Below are 18,605 nucleotides of genomic sequence, written 5' to 3' on the forward strand. Positions count from 1 at the left end.
CCTCCCTTTCAGGGAGGGGAGGAGACGGGCGCGGCTCTTCGTGGTCGTTGGGGCGTGGACAGTGATCGCGCTGGGGATTGCGCTGCTGTCGCTTGCGATCTGGCTGGTGCTGGTCTTTGCGCGCGATGGCTTCTGGCAGACCGGCGAGCGCGATACGTCTCCGCTTGCTCTCCTTCCAGCACGGGAAGAACAAGCGACGTGGCCTTCGGTCGTCGCGATCGTGCCGGCGCGCGATGAGGCCGACGTGATCGCGCGGTCGATCGGGAGCTTGGCGGCGCAAGACTATCCGGGCGACTTCCGGATCATTCTCGTCGATGATTCGAGCAGCGACGGCACCGCCGCGATCGCGCGCGGGGCGGGCGGCGGGCGTGTGCAGGTGGAGACGGGCGCGCCGCTGGCAAACGGTTGGACCGGCAAGCTGTGGGCGGTTTCGCAAGGAATTACCGCGGCGGGCGACGTGCCCGATTATCTCCTGCTGACCGACGCCGACATCGCGCACGCTCCCGATACGCTGCGCACCCTCGTCGCACGCGCCGTTGCGGAGGAGCGCGTGCTCGTATCGCTGATGGCGCGGTTGCGCTGCGAGAGTCTCGCGGAACGCGCGCTGATCCCTGCGTTCGTATGGTTTTTCCAGATGCTGTACCCGTTTGCGGCGGTGAACCGGCGCGGCAGCGGGCGGGGCGCGGCGGCGGGGGGCGTGATGCTGGTCGAGCGTCAGGCGTTGCAGGCCGCAGGCGGGATAGCGGCAGTGCGGTCCGCGCTGATCGATGATTGCGCGTTCGGCGCGTTGATGAAGACGCAAGGGCCGGTCTGGCTCGGCCTGACCGATCGCGCGATCAGCATCCGGCGCTACGACAGCTGGGATTCGGTCGCGCAGATGATCTCGCGCTCGGCGTATGCGCAGCTCAACTATTCGCCGGTGCTATTGGCGGGCACCACGATTGGCCTCGCCATCACCTATCTCGCCCCGCCGCTGCTGACGATCTTCGGGCAGGGCGCGGTGCGGATGACCGCGATCGCGGCCTGGGCATTGATGGCGCTGGCGTTTCAGCCAATGTTGCGCTTCTACCGACGCTCGCCACTGTGGGGACCGGCTTTGCCGTTGATCGCGACTTTTTATGCCGGATGCACGCTGCTGTCGGCATGGCAGCATGTCCGCGGGCGTGGCGGAATGTGGAAGGGGCGTGTCCAGGCGGCACGCCACGAGGAAGGCTTGCCGTCATGACCGCTGCGACGCTCGCCTCGGGCAAGGGGCATAAGGACGAGAATTTTCCGGTTGCTTCGGTGCTGCTCAAGAAGGCGCATCGCGCGCCAGTGATGGCCTTTTACCATTTTGCGCGCGCGGCCGACGACGTGGCGGACAATCCCGCCGCCTCGGCGAACGAGAAGCTCGCGCTGCTCGGCACGATGCGCGCGACCATCCTCGGCCACAGCGACGACGAGGCGACTGCGCTGACGCTGCGGGGGACGATGGCGACGCACAGCCTGTCGTCGCAGCATGCGACCGATTTGCTCGTTGCGTTCGCGCGGGATTGCACGGTCGACCATTATGACGATTGGCCGGCGCTGATAGAATATTGCCGCTATTCGGCGATGCCGGTCGGGCGCTACGTCCTCGACGTGCACGGCGAGGATCATGCGACCTGGGCGGCGTCGGATGCGCTGTGCGCGGCGCTGCAGGTGATCAACCATGTGCAAGATTGCGGGAAGGATTACCGCGCGATCCGGCGGGTCTATCTGCCGCGCGAGATCCTCGCGCAGCATGGTGCCCGCGTCGAGGATTTGGCGGGGACGGCGGCAACCCCGGCACTGCGCGCGGTGATCGTCGATCTCGCGACTCGGACCGATGCGTTGCTCGCGCAGTCCGCCGGGTTCGCCCGGCAGATTCGCGACCGTCGGCTTGCGGCGGAGGTCGCGATCATCCACCGGCTCGCGGTGAGCCTCAACGCACGCCTCAAACGGCGTGACCCGTTGTCGCAACGTGTTCACCACCGTGCGCCCGAGGCATTCGGCCTCGCGGCGTTGGCGGCGGTCACGCAAATGGTTAAAGGGCGGGCATGAACCCGAAGGCGACTCCTGCACAACTGCAAGCGCAAGTCTCGGGCAGTTCCTTCTACGCCGGGATGCGCGTGCTGCCCAAGGCCGAGCGCGACGCGATGTATGCGGTCTACGCGTTCTGTCGACAGGTCGACGACATCGCCGACGACGAAGGCGGCAAGCGCGAGGATCGCGCGGCGGCGCTGGCCGCGTGGCGTGCGGACATCGAGTCGCTCTACGCCGGCGGGGCACCAGGGCAGGCGGTGCTGATCGCGGATGCGGTCGCGCGCTTCGATCTGGCGAAGGAAGACTTTATCGCGGTCATCGACGGCATGGCGATGGATGTCGAGCAGGACATCCGCTGGCCGGTGTTCGACACGCTCGACCTCTATTGTGACCGAGTCGCGTCGGCGGTCGGACGGTTGTCGGTCCGGATTTTCGGGATGGACGAGCGTCCCGGCGTGGACCTCGCTTATCATCTCGGCCGAGCGCTGCAGTTCACCAACATTCTGCGCGATATCGACGAGGATGCGACGATCGGTCGGGTCTACCTGCCGTACGAACCGCTCGCCGCGGCGGGGGCCGTGTTCAGCGATCCGCTTATTCTCGTCGCCGACCCGCGGATCGACGGCGCGTGCCGGATGCTGGCGGCCAAGGCGCACACGCATTTCGCCGCGGCGAAGGCGATTTTGGCGACGCGGCCGCGCGGGCATTTGCTGGCGCCGCGGTTGATGGCGGCGGTGTACGAACCGATCCTGAAACGAATGGAAAGCGCCGGCTGGAATACGCCGCGCAAGCGCATCCGCGTCAACAAGCCTGCGCTGCTGTTCACCGTCCTGCGGCTCAGTCTGTTCCGGTGAGGCCCAGTCCGAACCCGCCGCGCGTCCGCATCGTCGGCGCGGGGATGGCGGGCCTGTCCGCCGCGGTCGAGCTGGCACGGGCGGGCGTGTTGGCGACGGTCGTGGACGGCGCGGCGCAAGCGGGCGGACGCTGTCGCAGCTATCACGATCCGCAGCTCGGACGGACGATCGACAATGGCAATCATCTCGTCCTTTCGGGGAACAAGGCGGTGCATCGCTATCTCGACACGATCGGCGCGAGCGATCGGCTGAGCGGGCCGAAGCACGCCGACTTCGCCTTTGCGGAGATCACGACGGGTGCGCGCTGGTCGGTGCGGATCAACGACGGCCCGGTGCCGTGGTGGATTTGCCGCGACGGGCGACGCGTTCCCGGGACGACGGTGCGCGACTATCTGCGGTTGGCGGGGCTGAGCGGGGGAGGGGCGGATCAGGTCGTCGCCGATCGCGTCGATCCGCACGGGCCGGTGTGGGACAAACTGATCGATCCGGTGTTGCTGGCGGCGCTCAATACGGCGTCCGCGACCGGCTCGGCGCGACTGACTTCGCGCGTCATTCGCGAGACGCTCGGTCGCGGCGGGCGCGCCATGCGGCCGCAGATTGCCGAGCCGACGCTGGCGGCGGCATTCGTCGATCCCGCGCTTGCCTGGCTTGCGGGTAAGGGCACGACGGTCTCGCTTGGCACGCGGTTGCGCGCGCTTCAGACCGACGGCGACCGGGTCGTCGCGCTCGATTTCGGACGTGGCCCGGAAACGGTCGCGCCGGACGAGACGATCATTCTCGCGGTGCCGCCGTGGGTCGCGGCGGACCTGCTGCCCGATTTGATCGTCCCCAACGACTTCCGCGCGATCGTCAACGCGCATTTTGCGATCCAGCCGCCGACGGGCGTGCAAACAATGGTCGGTGTGCTCGGCGGTACGGCGGAGTGGATCTTCGCCTTTCCCGATCGCATTTCGATCACGGTCAGCGCGGCGGACCATCTGGTCGATCGTGACCGGGCCGAACTTGCCCGCGCCTTCTGGGCGGATATCGTTGCGGTGCACGGCGGCCCGGCGGAGATGCCCGCGTGGCAGATCGTCAAGGAAAAGCGCGCGACGTTCGCCGCCACGCCTGAACAGGACGCCCGCCGCCCGGAGACGCGGACGCAGTGGCGCAACCTGTTCCTTGCTGGCGACTGGACGCAGACTGGCCTGCCCGCGACGATCGAGGGGGCCATTCGGTCGGGCGAAGCCGCTGCCCGCTTGGCGCGGACAGCGATGCTCGGCTAAGGCCACGCACATGGGACTACAGACGCTGAATCTTGACCGTGACGATCTCGTCGCCGCTGCCGACGCGACCGCGTCGCGCGCGGCTGCTGCGCTGGCGGGGCGCCAGAACGATGACGGGCATTGGGTGTTCGAGCTCGAAGCCGATGCGACGATTCCGGCGGAATATGTGCTGCTGCGGCATTACCTCGGCGAGCCGCGCGATGCCGAGATCGAGCGCAAGATCGGCGTGTACCTGCGCCGGATCCAGTCGGCCACGCATCATGGCTGGGGGTTGTTCCACGGCGGTGCGTTCGACGTCAGCGCAAGCGTGAAGGCGTATTTCGCGCTCAAGATGATCGGCGACGATGTGGACGCGCCGCACATGGCGCGTGCGCGCGCGGCGATCCACAAGGCGGGCGGCGCGGCGGCGGTCAACGTGTTCACGCGGATCCAGTTGGCGCTGTTCGATTGCGCGCCGTGGAGTTCGGTACCGACCCTGCCGGTCGAGCTGATTCTGCTGCCGCGCTGGTTCCCGGTGCATCTGTCCAAGATGTCCTATTGGGCGCGCACCGTGATCGTACCGTTGCTGGTGCTCGCGGCGAAGAAGCCGGTCGCGCGCAATGTGTCGGGCGTGCGGGTCGATGAGCTGTACACCGCGAAACGCGCGAAGCTGACGAGCAAGGCGGCGGGGACCAAGGCGGGCTGGACGCGCTTCTTCAACGGGCTCGACGTGGTGCTGAAGCGCGTCGAGCGATTGTGGCCCAAGGGGACACGCGCTCGCGCGATCGACGCTTGCGTGACCTTCGTGACCGAGCGGCTCAACGGCGAGGACGGGCTCGGCGCGATCTATCCGGCGATGGCGAACAGCGTGATGATGTTCGATTGTCTGGGCTATTCCGAAGACCATCCGGCGCGGGCGGTGGCGCGGCGTTCGGTCGAGAAGCTGCTCGTGGTGAAGGACGACGAGGCTTATTGCCAGCCGTGCGTCTCGCCGGTGTGGGATACTGCGCTCGCAGCACATGCGATGCTTGAGGCGGGCGGCGAGGATGCCGAGGCGCGGGCGGCGGCTGGGCTTGCTTGGCTGAAGCCGTTGCAGGTGCTCGCCGTGAAGGGCGACTGGGCCGACGAGAAGCCCGATGTCCGGCCTGGGGGGTGGGCGTTCCAGTATAATAACGCGCATTATCCGGATCTTGATGACACTGCCGTGGTGGTGATGGCGATGGACCGGGCGGTTCCTTTTAGCCCCTCCCCTTCAGGGGAGGGGTTGGGGTGGGGCCGTGCAGTTTCCCAGACGCCGGGGCAAGGTGATACGGCCCCACCCCCAACCCCTCCCCTGAAGGGGAGGGGCGAAGGAAGTGCAGTTCCTCCTCTAAAGGAGACGGGAGAAGGGTACGACCACGCCATCGCACGCGGGGTCGAATGGACCGTCGGCCTGCAAAGCAAGGACGGCGGCTGGGGCGCGTTCGATGCGGACAACAGCTATCACTATCTCAACAACATCCCCTTCGCAGATCACGGCGCGCTGCTCGATCCCCCGACCAGCGACGTGACCGCGCGCGTCGTATCGATGCTCGCGCAACTCGGCGAGCCGATCGACAGTCCCCGCATGGCGGCGGCGCTGGGCTTCCTCGAGAAGGAGCAGATGCCCGATGGCAGCTGGTTCGGGCGCTGGGGGGTGAATTACATCTACGGCACCTGGTCGGTGTTGTGCGCGCTCAATGCTGCCGGGCTCGACGGGCGGCATCCGATGGTGCGCAAGGCGGCGGACTGGCTGCTTCACATCCAGAACCTCGACGGTGGCTGGGGCGAGGACTGCGACAGTTATGCGCTCGATTACAAGGGCTACACGCCCGCGCCGTCGACCGCGTCGCAGACCGGCTGGGCGCTGCTCGCGCTGATGGCGGCGGGGAAGGTCGATCATCCGGCGGTCGAACGCGGCGTGCGCCACCTGATCGCGACGCAGGACAGCGAGGGGCTGTGGGGGCAGGAGTTGTACACGGGCGGCGGATTCCCGCGCGTGTTCTACCTGCGGTATCATGGCTATCCGGCGTACTTCCCGCTGTGGGCGGTGGCGCGCTATCGCAACCTCAAACGCTCGAACAGCGCGCGGCCGGCGTTCGGGATGTGAGCGTGCTCGTCGCCTGCGGGCTGGTGCGCGAGGCGGCGATCCTTACGCGGCCGGGGTTCGTAGTCGTGGCGGGCGGCGGGGATTCTGCGCGGCTGGAGCGGGAGCTCGAGGCGGCGGTTGTTGGGGCTTCGCTGGTGCTGTCTTGCGGGGTGGCGGGGGCGCTCGACCCGGCGCTGCGCGCGGGGGATGTGGTGGTGGGGACGCTAGCCCCTACGTCCTTCCCCGGCGAAGGCCGTGGCCCAGTCGAGGAACAAAAGAGCCTCTCGCGTGGCGCTTCCTTGCAGCCACCTCCGCTCCTGGGCCCCAGCCTTCGCCGGGGTAGCGCATTGGTTGAGTGGCTCCTTCAGACCTTGCCCGACGCGCATCGCGGCACTTTCTTGGGCGTAGACAGCATCATTGGCTCCGTCGCCAAGAAAACCGCGCTCCATGCCGTCACCGGCGCGATCGCGGTCGATATGGAATCGCACATCGCCGCCCGCGTCGCCGCGCGACACGACCTGCCGTTCGCGATTGTCCGTACCATCTCCGACAGTGCCGACCACGCGCTGCCCCCCGCGGCGCTGGTGGGGATGAAACCCGATGGCGGCGTGGCGCTAGGGGCGATTCTCGCGTCGCTCGCGCGCAACCCAGCGCAGCTGCCCGCACTCGTTCGCACCGGACGCGATGCGGGGGCGGCGTTCGAGGCGCTGGGGCGTGCGTTTGATCTGATGGAGGCGCAGGGGTTTGCGCAGTTCGTCTCGCAAGTGGCCCCATAATTCCTTCCCGAAACGAACGGGGAGAGGGACTGCCACTGCCTACCGTAGCGGACCGGTATCTGCGCGTGGGACAAGCCGCACGATCCACTTGGGATAGCCCTCGGGAGCGAGCACGATGTCGGGTAGAGCGACCGGATCGTTCCCGGTCTCGACCCAGCCCGCGCCGTGGCAATGATCGCAGATCACGCGTTTGCAACGGAAGCTGACCAGATCTATCTCGCTGTTCCACTGGCCAAAGCCGTGACAAATCGGGCACCGCGCATCGAGCATGCCGTTGCGATGCTGCAGCGGGACTACGTCGAATGCGTGCGGGCTATCGGGTCCGTCGCAAAGGACGATATTGCTGGCGTGAGGCATTGCGATCAAACGCCTTGATGGGAAGATGGCTCCCCGGCCGCCGCCCGCTCGGGCGACGGCCGCAGACGGTCCATCAGGCCGCGCGCTGGGTGCGCTTGTAGCCTTCAGGATCCGCCGCCTTGATCTTGGCGAGTTCCTGCTCGACGTGAAGCGAATGGACGTCGGTCGACTTGCGCGCGTGGCTCAAATCGATGTCGGGCGCCATCGGCCCCTCGGTCTTCACGCCCTTGCGGCCGATGGTGAACATTTTGAGCGGGTGACGGATCGAGTCGCTAGCCGCAGTGCCTTCGAACCCGCAATGGACCATGCAGTTCGAGCATTTCTCGTACTTGCCGACGCCATACTGGTCCCAGTCGGTGCCTTCCATCAGCTGCGCGAACGTGTCGACATAGCCTTCGCCAACGAGGTAGCACGGCTTCTGCCAGCCGAAGACGGTGCGCAGCGGCATCGACCAGGGCGTGCACTCATACGTCTGGTTGCCCGCAAGGAAATCGAGGAACAGCGGCGAGTTGGTGAAGGTCCACGCCTTGCCGCCATCGCCCTTGCGGAACACGTCGCGGAAGAAGTTCTTGGTCCGCTCGCGCGTCAGAAAATGCTCCTGGTCGGCGGCGCGCTCGTACGAATAGCCCGGCGAGATGGTGATCTCGACGCCGCGCTTCTGCATCTCGTCAAAGAAGCCCGCGAGCCGGGTCGAATCCGCCCCGTCGAACACGGTGCAATTGACCTGGACGCGGAAGCCCTTGGCCTTGGCCATTTCGATCGCTTCGATCGCAACTTCATAGGTGCCGGCCTGATCGACCGCATGGTCGTGCATGCCCTTGTCGCCATCGAGATGGATCGACCAGGTAAAGTAGGACGACGGCTTATAGTCGTCGATCTTCTTCTTCATCAGCAGTGCGTTGGTGCAGAGGATGACGAACTTCTTCTTGGCGATATAGCCCTCGACGATCTTGGGCATGTCGCGGTGGAGCAGAGGCTCGCCACCTGCGATCGAGACCGCGGGCGCGCCGCATTCGTCGATCGCGTCCATGCACTGGTCGAACGACAGGCGCTGGTTGAGAATCGCATCGGGATAATCGATCTTGCCGCAGCCGGGGCATGCCAGATTGCAGCGCAGCAGCGGCTCGAGCATCAGGACGAGCGGGTATTTGCCGCCCTTGATGTGGTTCTTGAGGGTATAGGCGCCGATGCGCGCCAGCGGGGCGATGGGGAGGCTCATGTCGGCTCCTATGCGCTGATTACAGCAGCTTGGGTAGGGGTAGGCACATCGCGCAACTCGCGCGGAAGGCCGAACTGGATCGATTCGTCGACACCCGCGAGCTGGCTGACCTCGACCGGGCCGAGCTTGCGCAGCGCGGCGATCACACTGTCGACCAGCTCGTCGGGCGCGGATGCGCCCGCGGTTAGGCCGACGCGTTCGATGCCGTCGAACCACGCCGGATCGATCGCGCTGCCATCGGCGACGAGATAGCTTGGCAGCCCTTCGTCCGCACCGAGATCACGCAGGCGGCTTGAGTTCGAGCTGTTTTCCGACCCGACGACGAGGATCAGGTCGGCGACCTTGCACAGGTCGCGCACCGCGCTCTGGCGGTTCTGCGTCGCGTAGCAGATTTCGGAAACGTCGGGGCCGATCAGGTCGGTGAAGCGGTTGCCGAGCGCCGCGATCACGCCGCGCGTGTCGTCGACGCTCAGCGTCGTCTGCGTGATGTAGGCCATCGGCGTATCCAGCGGCAGGTCGAGCGCGGCGACGTCCTCCTCGGTCGAGACGAGGTGGACGTGGACGTCCACTTGTCCGCGCGTGCCAATCACTTCGGCATGGCCTTCGTGGCCGATCATCACAAGCGTCCGCCCGGCCTTCGCATAGCGACGCCCCTGCAGATGCACCTTGGTGACGAGCGGGCAAGTCGCATCGAACACGGGGAGGTTGCGGCGCTTTGCCTCTTCCTCAACCGTGCGCGCGACGCCGTGCGCGCTGAACACCGTCATCGCGCCTTCGGGAACCTCGTCCAGATCCTCGACGAACACAGCACCCTTGTTCCGCAGCGTATCGACAACGTGGCGGTTGTGGACGATCTCGTGCCGGACATAGACCGGGGCACCATAACGATCGAGCGCGCGTTCGACGATCTCGATCGCGCGAACAACGCCGGCGCAGAACCCGCGCGGGTTGGCGAGAATCACTTGCAAGCTAAAACCTTTCCGTCCGCTTTCGTGTCGAAACCGGGGTTCGGGCCATAGACCGCCCGGGCTGGTTCGTCACGCACGCCCCCAAGTAGATATTCTAGCCGCGCCGCAACATATGCGAAAGGAGGAAATCTTTATCCTTGATCGCAATGTCGAGATGGCGTGCAGGGTCGTCAGGGGATCCGCGTCCAGCTTTGGCCGTTCATCCCGGCTACAGCGGTTTGTGCTACCGCCCACGGGATGATACCGGCCTCACCCGGAGGGAGGGGCGTCGTCCCTTTCGCCAAGGAGTTTCTGCATGACTTTCCCTATCCGCTCCGTCGTGACCGGCGTGCTGCTGACCGTTTCCGCGCCCGCTCTGGCGCAGGCTGCTGATCCTGCGCGGGCGCCCGTGCAGATGCTCGATGAAGGGCTGCTCGCGATCATGAAGGGCGGGAGCGGCATGGGCCAGCAAGGGCGGATCGCGAAGATCGGTCCGGTGGTCGATCAAACGTTCGACATTCCGCTGATCACGCGGCTGTCGGTCGGCCCCGACTGGGTCAAGGTCGCACCGGCGGATCAGACCGCGCTGGTGGCGGCGATGCGGCGGATGACGGTGGCGCAATATGCCAGCAATTTCAGCAGCTGGTCGGGGCAAAGCTTTACCATCGACCCGAAGGTTGAAACGCGCGGTGCGGATAAGCTGGTCCGTACGACGTTGTCCGCGCCAAAGGACGATGCGGTGCCGATCGCTTATCGTCTGCGCCAGAGCGGCGGCAAGTGGCGCGTGATCGACGTTTATTACCGCAACGCGATCAGCCAGCTCGCGACCCGTCGCGCGGATTTTGCGGGCGTGTTCGCAAAGGGCGGGGCGAAGGCGCTGATTTCGCATCTCGACGCGCTGGCCGCCAAGAGCGATCGCTGAACAGAGTGCGCGTTCGGGGGGGAAGCAGCACACTGGCGGTCGCGATCGTGATGATGGCAACGCCGATGACGGCGGCGGCGCAGGAAACCGTCGTGGCACCGGCGCCGGTCGGCACGATCACGCGCGCCGCGGCGCGCGCGCAGGCGTCGGCCGCCGTAGTGCGTCCGCATCATGCGAAGGGAGACCCGCTCGAGGGGTTCAATCGCAAGATGTTTTCGATCAACCAGGTGTTCGACCGGATCTTCTTCCGGCCGGTCGCGATGGTGTACAAGACGATTGTCCCCAACTTCGCGCGTAAGGGCATCCGGCATTTCTTCTCGAACATCGGCGAGCCGCTGGTGTTCGCCAACGACGTGCTCCAGCTGAAACCGAAGCGCGCGGTGAAGACCCTCGGGCGGTTCGTGGTCAATTCGACGATCGGGGTCGGCGGGTTGCTCGACGTCGCCAAGACGCGCGACTTCCGCTTGCCGCACCGGGACAACAGCCTGGGGGATACGCTCGGGCATTACGGGGTAGGGCCGGGGCCATACCTGTTCCTTCCATTCCTCGGGCCAAGTACGTTTCGGGATTTGCCGGCAGGCGCTGCTGAGGCGCAGGCCTTGCCGGTCGTGATCGGGTCGCCGTTCGACCGGGCCGAGTTCCGCATTCCGCAAGCGGTGCTGACCGGGCTCGACCTGCGGGTCGAATCGGATGCGCCGCTCAAGGCGCTGACGGCAAGCGCAATCGACCCCTATGCGACGCTGCGCTCGTCCTATCTGCAGGACCGCGCGGGACGCATTGCGGCGACGCACGATGCGCGTGCGTCAGGCGCAACGAGGGATCCGCTGGCTGATCCGCTCGCGGATCCGTTGGCAGATCCCGCGAATGGGGCGACGGCTCCCGTGACAGGGGCGGCTTCGCCTGATTGGCTGGCGGATCCGCTCGCCGATCCGGCGGCCGGGCCGCAGGAGCCTGCGCCTGCCGCGGGATCGCCGGTCGCCGCGTCGGCCGCGCCAAAGCCTGCGGATCCGTTGGCAGATCCGTTGCAGGATCCTGCCACACCGCAGGCTAACGCACCCCAACCCCGGTAACGGCGCACCATATCGCAGCGGCGATGGGACGGCCGAGTGAGAATGAAGGCGCGTGACCCTTGAACCGCATCGCGTTCACGCCTTCTTGCGCGGTGGTCCCAGTAGCGCGGGTTCGAAGATCAGCGCGCATACCAAGGTCCAGGCGAGCGAGATCATCAGGATCTTGCCCATGCTCGCGGTCCCCGGATGGTGCGACAACCACAGGCTGCCGAACGCGCTTCCCGTCGCGAGCGCGCTGAACAGGACGGCGCGCGCAAGGCTCGACTGCAGCAGGTCGGTCGCGCCACCGCGCCACGCCATCACAAAATAGATGTGGAACGCGACCCCGACGCCGAACAGCAGCGGGAAGGCAATGATGTTGGCAAAGTTGATCGGCTGCCCGATCAGCACGCAACTCCCTAGCGTCAGGAACCCCGACAGCACGACCGGCGCCAGCGTGAAGGCAACTTCACGCACGTCGCGCAAGACGATGAACAGCAGAAGGCTGACCAGCGCGAGCGCGAGAACGCCTGCCTCGACGAATGCCCAGGCCACGGTCTTGGCCGCCTCCTGTGTCGCGACCGGCAGGCCACTTGCGGTCGGCGCAACCGTGCGGACTGCTGCGGTGAAGCGGCGTAGCACCGCATTGTCGTTGCTGTCGCCCTTCGGGAACACCTGCACGAGCGCGCGACCATCCTTGGCGACCCAATTGCCAGCAATCTCCGGCGGGAGCGTCTCGCGAGTCACTGCCTCGGCCTGGAGTGTAGAGCGGATCTGATCGAGCATCGTACCGAGCGGCGGGACGAGCAGCGCAGTCGCGGCGGCGCGCAGCGCGGGCTTTCCTAATGCAAGCCGTTCGAACGCGGTTGCCAGCCGGGTCGCATCGGTTGCTGCGGCGCCCGGATGCGCAGCGGCTGCGGCGCGGAGGTCGGTCGCGGTCTTGCGTAGCGCCGCGGCGTTCTCCGCGTCGGTTGGTGCGGTAGCGAGATCGAATGGATTGATCGTCGCATCCAGCAACAAGGATGCATCCTGGATCAAGGCGAGCTTCGCGTCCTGGTCCTGTGGGACATAGCCGTCGACCGAAACCGCTTCGGCAACCTCGGGAAGCGCCGACAGCTTCGTCACGAGCGCTTTGGCTGCCGGTGCATTTGGCGCAAGGATATTGATCGTGTTCGGAGTGCGTAACGGATCGCGCATCAGGTCGACGAGCGCGCGCATTGCGGGGCCGTCCTTGGCGCGCAAGTGGAGCGGGTTGAAGTCGAACTGGACGAACGGCAGCAACGCGATGCTGCCCGCCATCGACAGCGCGAACGCCCATAATACCGTCTTGCGATGGCTATGCAGCCAGCGATCGACCGGTGCCGCTTCGGCGAACCCGACCTCGCGGCGCGGGGCGCCCGGTTTCAACAGCATCAACAGCGCCGGCAGCACCGTCACGCTCGCGGCCAGCGCGACCAGCATCCCGAGACCGGCGATGATTCCCAGTTCCGCAATGCCGACATAATCGGTCGGCAGGAACGCCCCGAACCCGAGGAACACCGCCCCCGCCGCCAGCGCGAGCGGCGCGCCGAGCGCGCTGGCGGCGCGTTCCAACGCGGGACCGGTCGTTGCCCCTTCGAGCCGTTCGGCGTTGAACCGCACCGCGATCTGAATCCCGAAATCGACTCCCAATCCCACGAACAGCGGGATGAACGCGACCGAGATGAGGTTGAGCGCACCCACCGCCAGCAACCCGAGCGCGGTCGTCACCACCAGTCCCGCAACGATCGTCAGCAGGATCGCCGCGACGATCTTCGCCGAGCGCACCGCGAACCACAGGGTCACCAGCATCGCCAGCGCCATCACCGCGCCGACCCAGCCGATATTCTCCTCGAGCGTAGCGAATTCCTCGTCCGCCAGCGGTACTTCTCCGGTCGTTCGGACGGTCACGCCGTGTGCGGGGTCGAGACCTAATTTCGCAGCCTCGGCGGTAATCGCGGCGACCGCATCCTCGCCCGGCTGGAGCGCGCCGTAATCGAGCCGTGGTTGCGCGAGGATCAGGCGGCGGCGTGGCGGGGCAGTCTGGCCGGTCCCGGCGAACAAGTCCTGCCAGGAGAAGTAAGCGGGTTTCCCCGCCGCCGACGCATCGAGCGCATCCGCCATCGTCCGCATCGGCCGGGCGATCCGCGATAGCGGGATGTCCCCGCGGTCAACGCCGGTGAGCATCGTCGAAAACGCTTCCGCGATCCCGCGAAGCGACGGGTCGCTGGCGAGCGGGCCGAGCAACGGCTGTGCGTCGATCAACGCCTTGGTCGATGCGCGCACCTCGCCGACCGAACCGAAAAGAAGTCCTTCCCGGTCGAAATAGGTACCGCCGTCGGGGCGCTGGACGCTGCGGAAGTGGTTCGTATCGGCAGCGAGCGCGACCGTCAGTTTTGCCGTCGCGGCTTCCGCCAGCTCGGGCGTCTTGCCGTCGACGACGACCAACAACACGTCCTTGAGCTGCGGGAACGCCTGCTCGACCGCCTTTTCCTGTTTGCGCCACTCGATCGTCGGAGAGATCAGCGCGGCGGTATCCGTGGTCATCGCGAAATGTCCGGCGGCGTACAGTCCGGCCGCGGCGACCATCGCTAGACACACGCCGAGGACAGCGAACGGGGCGCGGACGCCGAAGCCGACGAGGCGTTGCAGCAAGCGGGCGATCATCGCTTACGGCCGGTCAGCGGGGGCGGACGAGGCGGGCGCGTTGGGTCCGATAAAATAGCGTAGCTTCAATCGGATCGTCCGTTCCTGGCCGTCGTAATCGAACACCGCCTCTTCCCATTTGGGGGGCGCCATGCGGATCTTGGCATCGTTCGAGAAGCCGACGCCTTCTTTCGGAATACCGAACAGCGCCCGATCGACCTTGCCGTTGCCGTTCTGATCGTAGGAAACCTGCGCGGCATAACGGCCGGGCTTGATGTTGCGCAGCGTCACGGTCGTCAGCCCGATGCGCGGCGGCGCCTCTGCCATGATCGGGCAATCCTTGAGGAACTGCGCCTGGGTGCAGAGGTCGACATGGACCCGACCCGTCTGCGCGCGAACGTTGTCCACCTTAACGTGCAGAATGCCGGCAGCGGGCGCCGCGCCGATCGTGAGCAGCGGGGCGATCGGCAGCAGGACCTTGAGGCGAAGCGGAAGAGGCGGCGAAGTCATTACGCGCCTCTAGCCCGGATTGCGTCCCAGATTAAGGCAGGATCGGCACGCCGGGTCGCGGGTCAGGCGAAGATGTCGGACAGTTGCTCGATCTGTGGGCCGTCCTTCCAGTCGCGCAGCTCGACATAGAGCGACGTCTGGATCGCCGCGACGACGGCGGTGCTCAGCGTCGTCGACAGCGCGCTGAACACCGACGAGAGCGTCACAAACCCATCGAACCCACGTGGCGCAGCCGCGGGGAAACCCGTGACCGCAACCGTCACGATCCCCACGGCCGCGATCAGGACGTAATAGAGTATGAGCATCACCAGACCGATCCCGAACACGTTCCAGCGCGCGCCGCGCGTGAGGAAGGCGCTGCGTCCGAACGCACCGAACACGCCCGTGCGGTCGATCACCAGCGCCGGCACCGCAACCGCCCAGGCGAGGTACAGCAGCACGCCGGGCACGATGAAGAAAGCGAACCCGAGCAATAGCGCGAAACCCATCACCACCCCGAGCGCGAGCAGCGGCACGGCGAAGCGCAGACCCGTCGCGACGCACGCGCCAAAACCAACGGTCCGATGATCGCTGTGCGCGATCGTGGCGCGGACCAGCCCGCCCTGCGCGAGCTGGGTCAGGACGAAGCTCGCCAGATAGAGCCCGCCGACCAGCACCGCGTTCGTTCCGAAATCGCGCGTGGGCCCCATCCCAGCCTGCCACAGATTGAGCACCGCGATCGGCAGCGCGCTAAACAGGAAGGCGATGCCGAACATCGTCCCGGCATTGGCACCGAGCGCGGCGAAGGCGCGATTGAAGACCCGGCCGATCGACATGCGACGGTCGGACGCTGAGGCGAGGCTGGCCATGGAAATTCCCCGAGAGACATCATGATCCTGCCGCGTGATGCCAGGCGGAGCAACCGGTTTCGGTGCTGCGGCACCGGCAAACCCATTTTGCCGATTGCGCGCTTCGGCGGTTGGTTTAGGTTCGGCGCCGTAGCGCCAATTGCGGCCCGGGGAGTGCCAAGTGAGCGGGGGAACAGCGCAACACGCCGCCGCCGCGAGCGACCGGTTCGCCGCCGCGCACGCGGCGCTCAGGGCCGATCCGCAGATGCAGTTCACGCTCAGTCGTGCTCCGGCACCCCCTGAGCCGCCCGCGTGGTTGGGACCTTTCCTGCGCTGGCTTGGGCATGTGCTCGAGCCGTTGGCGCGCTTGCTTGGTTGGATCAGCCGGCAGATGCCGGCGGCACCCTATGCGCGGATTTTCCTGTGGGGGGTGATCGCGATCCTTGCCGTGCTGCTGGTGTGGGTGGCGTATCAGCGCATCCGGCATGGCGAATGGCGTTGGCCACATCGCCGCCGGGCGCGCCAGACCGAGCCGATCGGGGACGACCCCGATTGGCATCCCGACGCAGCGCCGGCCCAGGCCTGGCTGCGCGAGGCGGACAGGCTGGCGGCGGGCGGACGCTATGCCGAAGCGGTGCACGTGCTGCTGATCCGGTCGGTCGACGACATCGCGCGGCGTCGTCCGCACGTCGTGCGGCCAGCGCTCACCAGCCGCGAACTGAGCGACGCCGACGCGGTGCCGCCAGCCGCACGGCGCCTGTTCGCGGGGATCGCGGCTTTGGTCGAGCGCAGCCTGTTCGGCGCGCGCCCGGTCGACGCAACCGATTGGGCCGGTGCGCGTGCCGCCTATGAAGACTTCGCGTTGCCGCAGGCGTGGCGCGGATGAGCGACGTGGGAGCGGCTCCTGGGAAGTCGGGCGACGGGGAGGGTCCCTTCGACGTCCGTACGGTTGCGATCCTCATCACGGTCGGCATCGTCGCTTTCCTCGCGATGGTGGTGCTTGGGGCATATGCGCCCGATTTGCGATCCGGCCGCAACGGCGGCGCACACGCTCTTTCGACGGCGGCGGTGGGGTTCGGCGGGATCGTCCGGCTGGCGGAAGCGACCGGGCGCAACCCGCGGATTATCCGCAACCCGAAGATGCTCGATACCGAGGATCTGGTCGTCCTGACCCCCGAAAGCGGCGCGACCGACATGACCAAGGCGCTGGCCCAACGGCGCGTGAAACCGACGCTGGTGGTGTTGCCGAAATGGGCCACGACCAAGGATCCCCGGCATAGCGGATGGGTCAACGTCGCCGCGCTGCTGCCGCCCGGCGAACCGCAGGGCGTGCTTGCACCGCAATATCCGCTGGTGGTGACGCGCTACCGCAGTGGCGGACGGCCGTTGAAGGGCTTGGCGTGGATGCCCTCAAGCCTGCGCTTCGCGGCGCCGCGGGCGGTCCAGACGATCACCGGGCCCGACGTCCGACCGTTGTTGACCGATGCCGCCGGGCATGTCGTGCTGGCGCAGATCGGGACGCATCCGTTCTATGTTCTCGCCGATCCGGACCTGCTGTCGAACGTCGGGATGCGCGATGCGTCCCAGGCGCGCGCCGCGCTCGAACTGCTCGACTGGCTGAATTCCACGGGGGCGGAGTCGATCGTGTTCGACGTGACGCTGAACGGCTTCGGGCGCTCGCCCAGTCCGCTGAAGCTGCTGTTCGATCCCCCGTTCCTTGCGATGACGTTGGCGGTGGCGGCGGCGGTGCTGCTTGCGGGAATCCAGGCGACCGCACGGTTTGGAGCGCCGCGTCGGCGCCCTCGCGCGATCGCGTTCGGCAAGGCGACGCTGATCGACAATGCCGCAGCGCTGGTGCGCAAGGCCCGGCGGCAGGGAACGCTCGGCGCGCGCTACGTCGATGTCGTGCGGGATCGCGCGGTCGGGGTGTTCGGCGTGCCGGCACGGCTGCACGACACCGCGCTCGACCACTATCTCGACGCGCTGACCGGGCGTCCGCGCTTTACGGAATTGGCGGAACAGGCGCGTGTAGCGCGGCACCCCCGCGACATGCTCGCGGCGGCGCAGGCGCTGCATCATTGGTTATGGGAGAAGACACGGTGACCGTAGACGACGTACGCGGGCTCGCGCAGGCGATCCGGCAGGAAATCGGCAAGGCCGTGGTCGGGCAGGAGGCGAGCGTCGACATTCTGCTGGTCGCGCTGTTCTCGGGCGGACACGTGTTGCTGGAAGGTCCGCCGGGGACCGCCAAGACGCTGCTCGCGCGAACCTTCGCGCGGGTGGTGGGGCTCGATTTCGGGCGGATCCAGTTCACGCCCGATCTCATGCCCGGCGACATCATCGGCGCGAACCTGTTCAATTTCCAGACGAGCACCTTCACGCTGACGCGGGGACCGATCTTCACCGATCTGTTGCTGGCGGACGAGATCAACCGCACCCCGCCCAAGACGCAGGCCGCTCTGCTCGAGGCGATGCAGGAGCGCACCGTCACGATCGACGGCGAAAGCCTGCCGCTGGGCGCGCGCTTCATGGTGGTCGCCACGCAGAACCCGATCGAGCAGCAAGGCGTCTATCCGTTGCCGGAGGCGCAGCTCGATCGCTTCCTGTTCAAGCAGAGCGTCGATTATCCGTCCGCTGCCGAGGAGCGCCGGATCATCGCGACGCACGGCGCGCAGCAGCAGGCGATGGTGCCCGAGGAATGGGGCGTCGAACCCCGGGCGAATGCAGAGACCATCGGGGCGGCGATCGACACGGTGACGAGCGTGCGGCTGGTCGACGAAGTGATCGACTATATCGCGGCGCTGGTGCGTGGCACGCGCGGGGTGGCCGATCTCGAAAGCGGCGCGTCGCCGCGTGCGGGGGCGATGCTGGCCGGCGCGGCCCGCGCGCGGGCGGCGATCGACGGACGCGATTTCGTCATTCCCGACGACGTCAAGGCGCTGGCGCCCGCGCTGTTGCGGCACCGCCTGATCCTGTCGCCCGCCGCGGAAATCGACGGGCGGACGGTGGAGGACGTCGTCGCGCACATCATCGAAACGATCGAAGTGCCGCGGTGAGCGTGGCGGTCGGATCTTCTGCGGTGGGCG

Annotated in this window: 17 protein-coding genes; 11 read left to right on the forward strand and 6 right to left on the reverse strand. The window is 66.9% G+C overall.

Features of this window, described 5'->3' with window-relative positions; genetic code table 11:
- Positions 1 to 61 precede the first annotated feature (61 nt).
- The 6 genes from ABIC16_RS07250 to ABIC16_RS07275 are packed head-to-tail and all read left to right on the forward strand — an operon-like array spanning position 62 to position 7,024.
- Positions 62 to 1,225: a glycosyltransferase gene (locus ABIC16_RS07250; RefSeq protein ID WP_354290579.1), complete on the forward strand. Its 1,164-nt coding sequence runs from the start codon at positions 62 to 64 to the stop codon at positions 1,223 to 1,225.
- Positions 1,222 to 2,061, forward strand: coding sequence for a squalene synthase HpnC (gene hpnC, locus ABIC16_RS07255; protein WP_354290580.1), 840 nt, complete (start codon positions 1,222 to 1,224; stop codon positions 2,059 to 2,061). The genes ABIC16_RS07250 and hpnC overlap by 4 nt, the downstream gene beginning before the upstream one ends.
- Complete coding sequence (hpnD, locus tag ABIC16_RS07260; protein WP_354290581.1) at positions 2,058 to 2,897, forward strand: presqualene diphosphate synthase HpnD; 840 nt, start codon at positions 2,058 to 2,060, stop codon at positions 2,895 to 2,897. Before hpnC ends, hpnD begins: the two co-directional genes overlap by 4 nt.
- A complete protein-coding gene (gene hpnE / locus ABIC16_RS07265) occupies positions 2,894 to 4,162 on the forward strand; it encodes a hydroxysqualene dehydroxylase HpnE (protein ID WP_354290582.1) in 1,269 nt (422 codons plus the stop codon). The genes hpnD and hpnE overlap by 4 nt, the downstream gene beginning before the upstream one ends.
- Before the next feature lie 10 nt (positions 4,163 to 4,172).
- Positions 4,173 to 6,269, forward strand: coding sequence for a terpene cyclase/mutase family protein (locus ABIC16_RS07270; protein WP_354290583.1), 2,097 nt, complete (start codon positions 4,173 to 4,175; stop codon positions 6,267 to 6,269).
- Entirely contained in the window at positions 6,266 to 7,024 is a 759-nt protein-coding gene (locus tag ABIC16_RS07275) for a phosphorylase family protein (RefSeq protein WP_354290584.1), read from the forward strand. The genes ABIC16_RS07270 and ABIC16_RS07275 overlap by 4 nt, the downstream gene beginning before the upstream one ends.
- Positions 7,025 to 7,063: 39 nt before the next feature.
- Here ABIC16_RS07275 and ABIC16_RS07280 read toward each other — a convergent pair whose 3' ends face one another.
- From ABIC16_RS07280 to ispH, 3 genes are all read right to left on the reverse strand, one after another.
- Positions 7,064 to 7,381, reverse strand: a complete 318-nt coding sequence (locus tag ABIC16_RS07280) for a hypothetical protein (RefSeq protein WP_277968747.1) — start codon at positions 7,379 to 7,381, stop codon at positions 7,064 to 7,066.
- 73 nt (positions 7,382 to 7,454) lie between these two features.
- Entirely contained in the window at positions 7,455 to 8,600 is a 1,146-nt protein-coding gene (gene hpnH, locus ABIC16_RS07285; protein WP_354290585.1) for an adenosyl-hopene transferase HpnH, read from the reverse strand.
- Between the two features lie 8 nt (positions 8,601 to 8,608).
- Positions 8,609 to 9,568: a 4-hydroxy-3-methylbut-2-enyl diphosphate reductase gene (ispH, locus tag ABIC16_RS07290; RefSeq protein WP_277968749.1), complete on the reverse strand. Its 960-nt coding sequence runs from the start codon at positions 9,566 to 9,568 to the stop codon at positions 8,609 to 8,611.
- A 295-nt stretch (positions 9,569 to 9,863) separates the two neighbouring features.
- Between ispH and ABIC16_RS07295 the strand changes: the two genes are divergently transcribed.
- Positions 9,864 to 10,469, forward strand: coding sequence for an ABC transporter substrate-binding protein (locus tag ABIC16_RS07295; RefSeq protein WP_277968750.1), 606 nt, complete (start codon positions 9,864 to 9,866; stop codon positions 10,467 to 10,469).
- Between the two features lie 50 nt (positions 10,470 to 10,519).
- Positions 10,520 to 11,539: an MlaA family lipoprotein gene (locus ABIC16_RS07300; RefSeq protein WP_354290586.1), complete on the forward strand. Its 1,020-nt coding sequence runs from the start codon at positions 10,520 to 10,522 to the stop codon at positions 11,537 to 11,539.
- 75 nt (positions 11,540 to 11,614) lie between these two features.
- On the opposite strand, the gene hpnN is transcribed toward ABIC16_RS07300, so the two are convergent.
- The 3 genes from hpnN to ABIC16_RS07315 form a co-directional block, all read right to left on the reverse strand.
- A complete protein-coding gene (gene hpnN, locus ABIC16_RS07305) occupies positions 11,615 to 14,203 on the reverse strand; it encodes a hopanoid transporter HpnN (RefSeq protein ID WP_354290587.1) in 2,589 nt (862 codons plus the stop codon).
- 3 nt (positions 14,204 to 14,206) lie between these two features.
- Positions 14,207 to 14,692, reverse strand: a complete 486-nt coding sequence (locus ABIC16_RS07310) for a DUF2141 domain-containing protein (protein WP_354290588.1) — start codon at positions 14,690 to 14,692, stop codon at positions 14,207 to 14,209.
- Positions 14,693 to 14,754: 62 nt separating this feature from the next.
- Positions 14,755 to 15,540, reverse strand: coding sequence for a DUF7847 domain-containing protein (locus ABIC16_RS07315; protein WP_354290589.1), 786 nt, complete (start codon positions 15,538 to 15,540; stop codon positions 14,755 to 14,757).
- Positions 15,541 to 15,700: 160 nt separating this feature from the next.
- On the opposite strand from ABIC16_RS07315, the gene ABIC16_RS07320 reads away from it, so the two are divergent.
- The 3 genes from ABIC16_RS07320 to ABIC16_RS07330 are packed head-to-tail and all read left to right on the forward strand — an operon-like array spanning position 15,701 to position 18,575.
- Entirely contained in the window at positions 15,701 to 16,405 is a 705-nt protein-coding gene (locus ABIC16_RS07320) for a DUF4129 domain-containing protein (protein ID WP_354290590.1), read from the forward strand.
- Positions 16,402 to 17,622 carry a hypothetical protein gene (locus ABIC16_RS07325; RefSeq protein ID WP_354290591.1) on the forward strand — a complete coding sequence of 407 codons (1,221 nt, stop codon included), beginning with the start codon at positions 16,402 to 16,404 and terminating at the stop codon, positions 17,620 to 17,622. The genes ABIC16_RS07320 and ABIC16_RS07325 overlap by 4 nt, the downstream gene beginning before the upstream one ends.
- Positions 17,604 to 18,575, forward strand: a complete 972-nt coding sequence (locus ABIC16_RS07330) for an AAA family ATPase (RefSeq protein WP_502958290.1) — start codon at positions 17,604 to 17,606, stop codon at positions 18,573 to 18,575. The genes ABIC16_RS07325 and ABIC16_RS07330 overlap by 19 nt, the downstream gene beginning before the upstream one ends.
- The last annotated feature ends 30 nt before the right edge of the window (positions 18,576 to 18,605 follow it).

It is taken from the genome of Sphingomonas sp. PvP055 (genome assembly GCF_040546365.1).
GTDB lineage: Bacteria > Pseudomonadota > Alphaproteobacteria > Sphingomonadales > Sphingomonadaceae > Sphingomonas > Sphingomonas echinoides_A.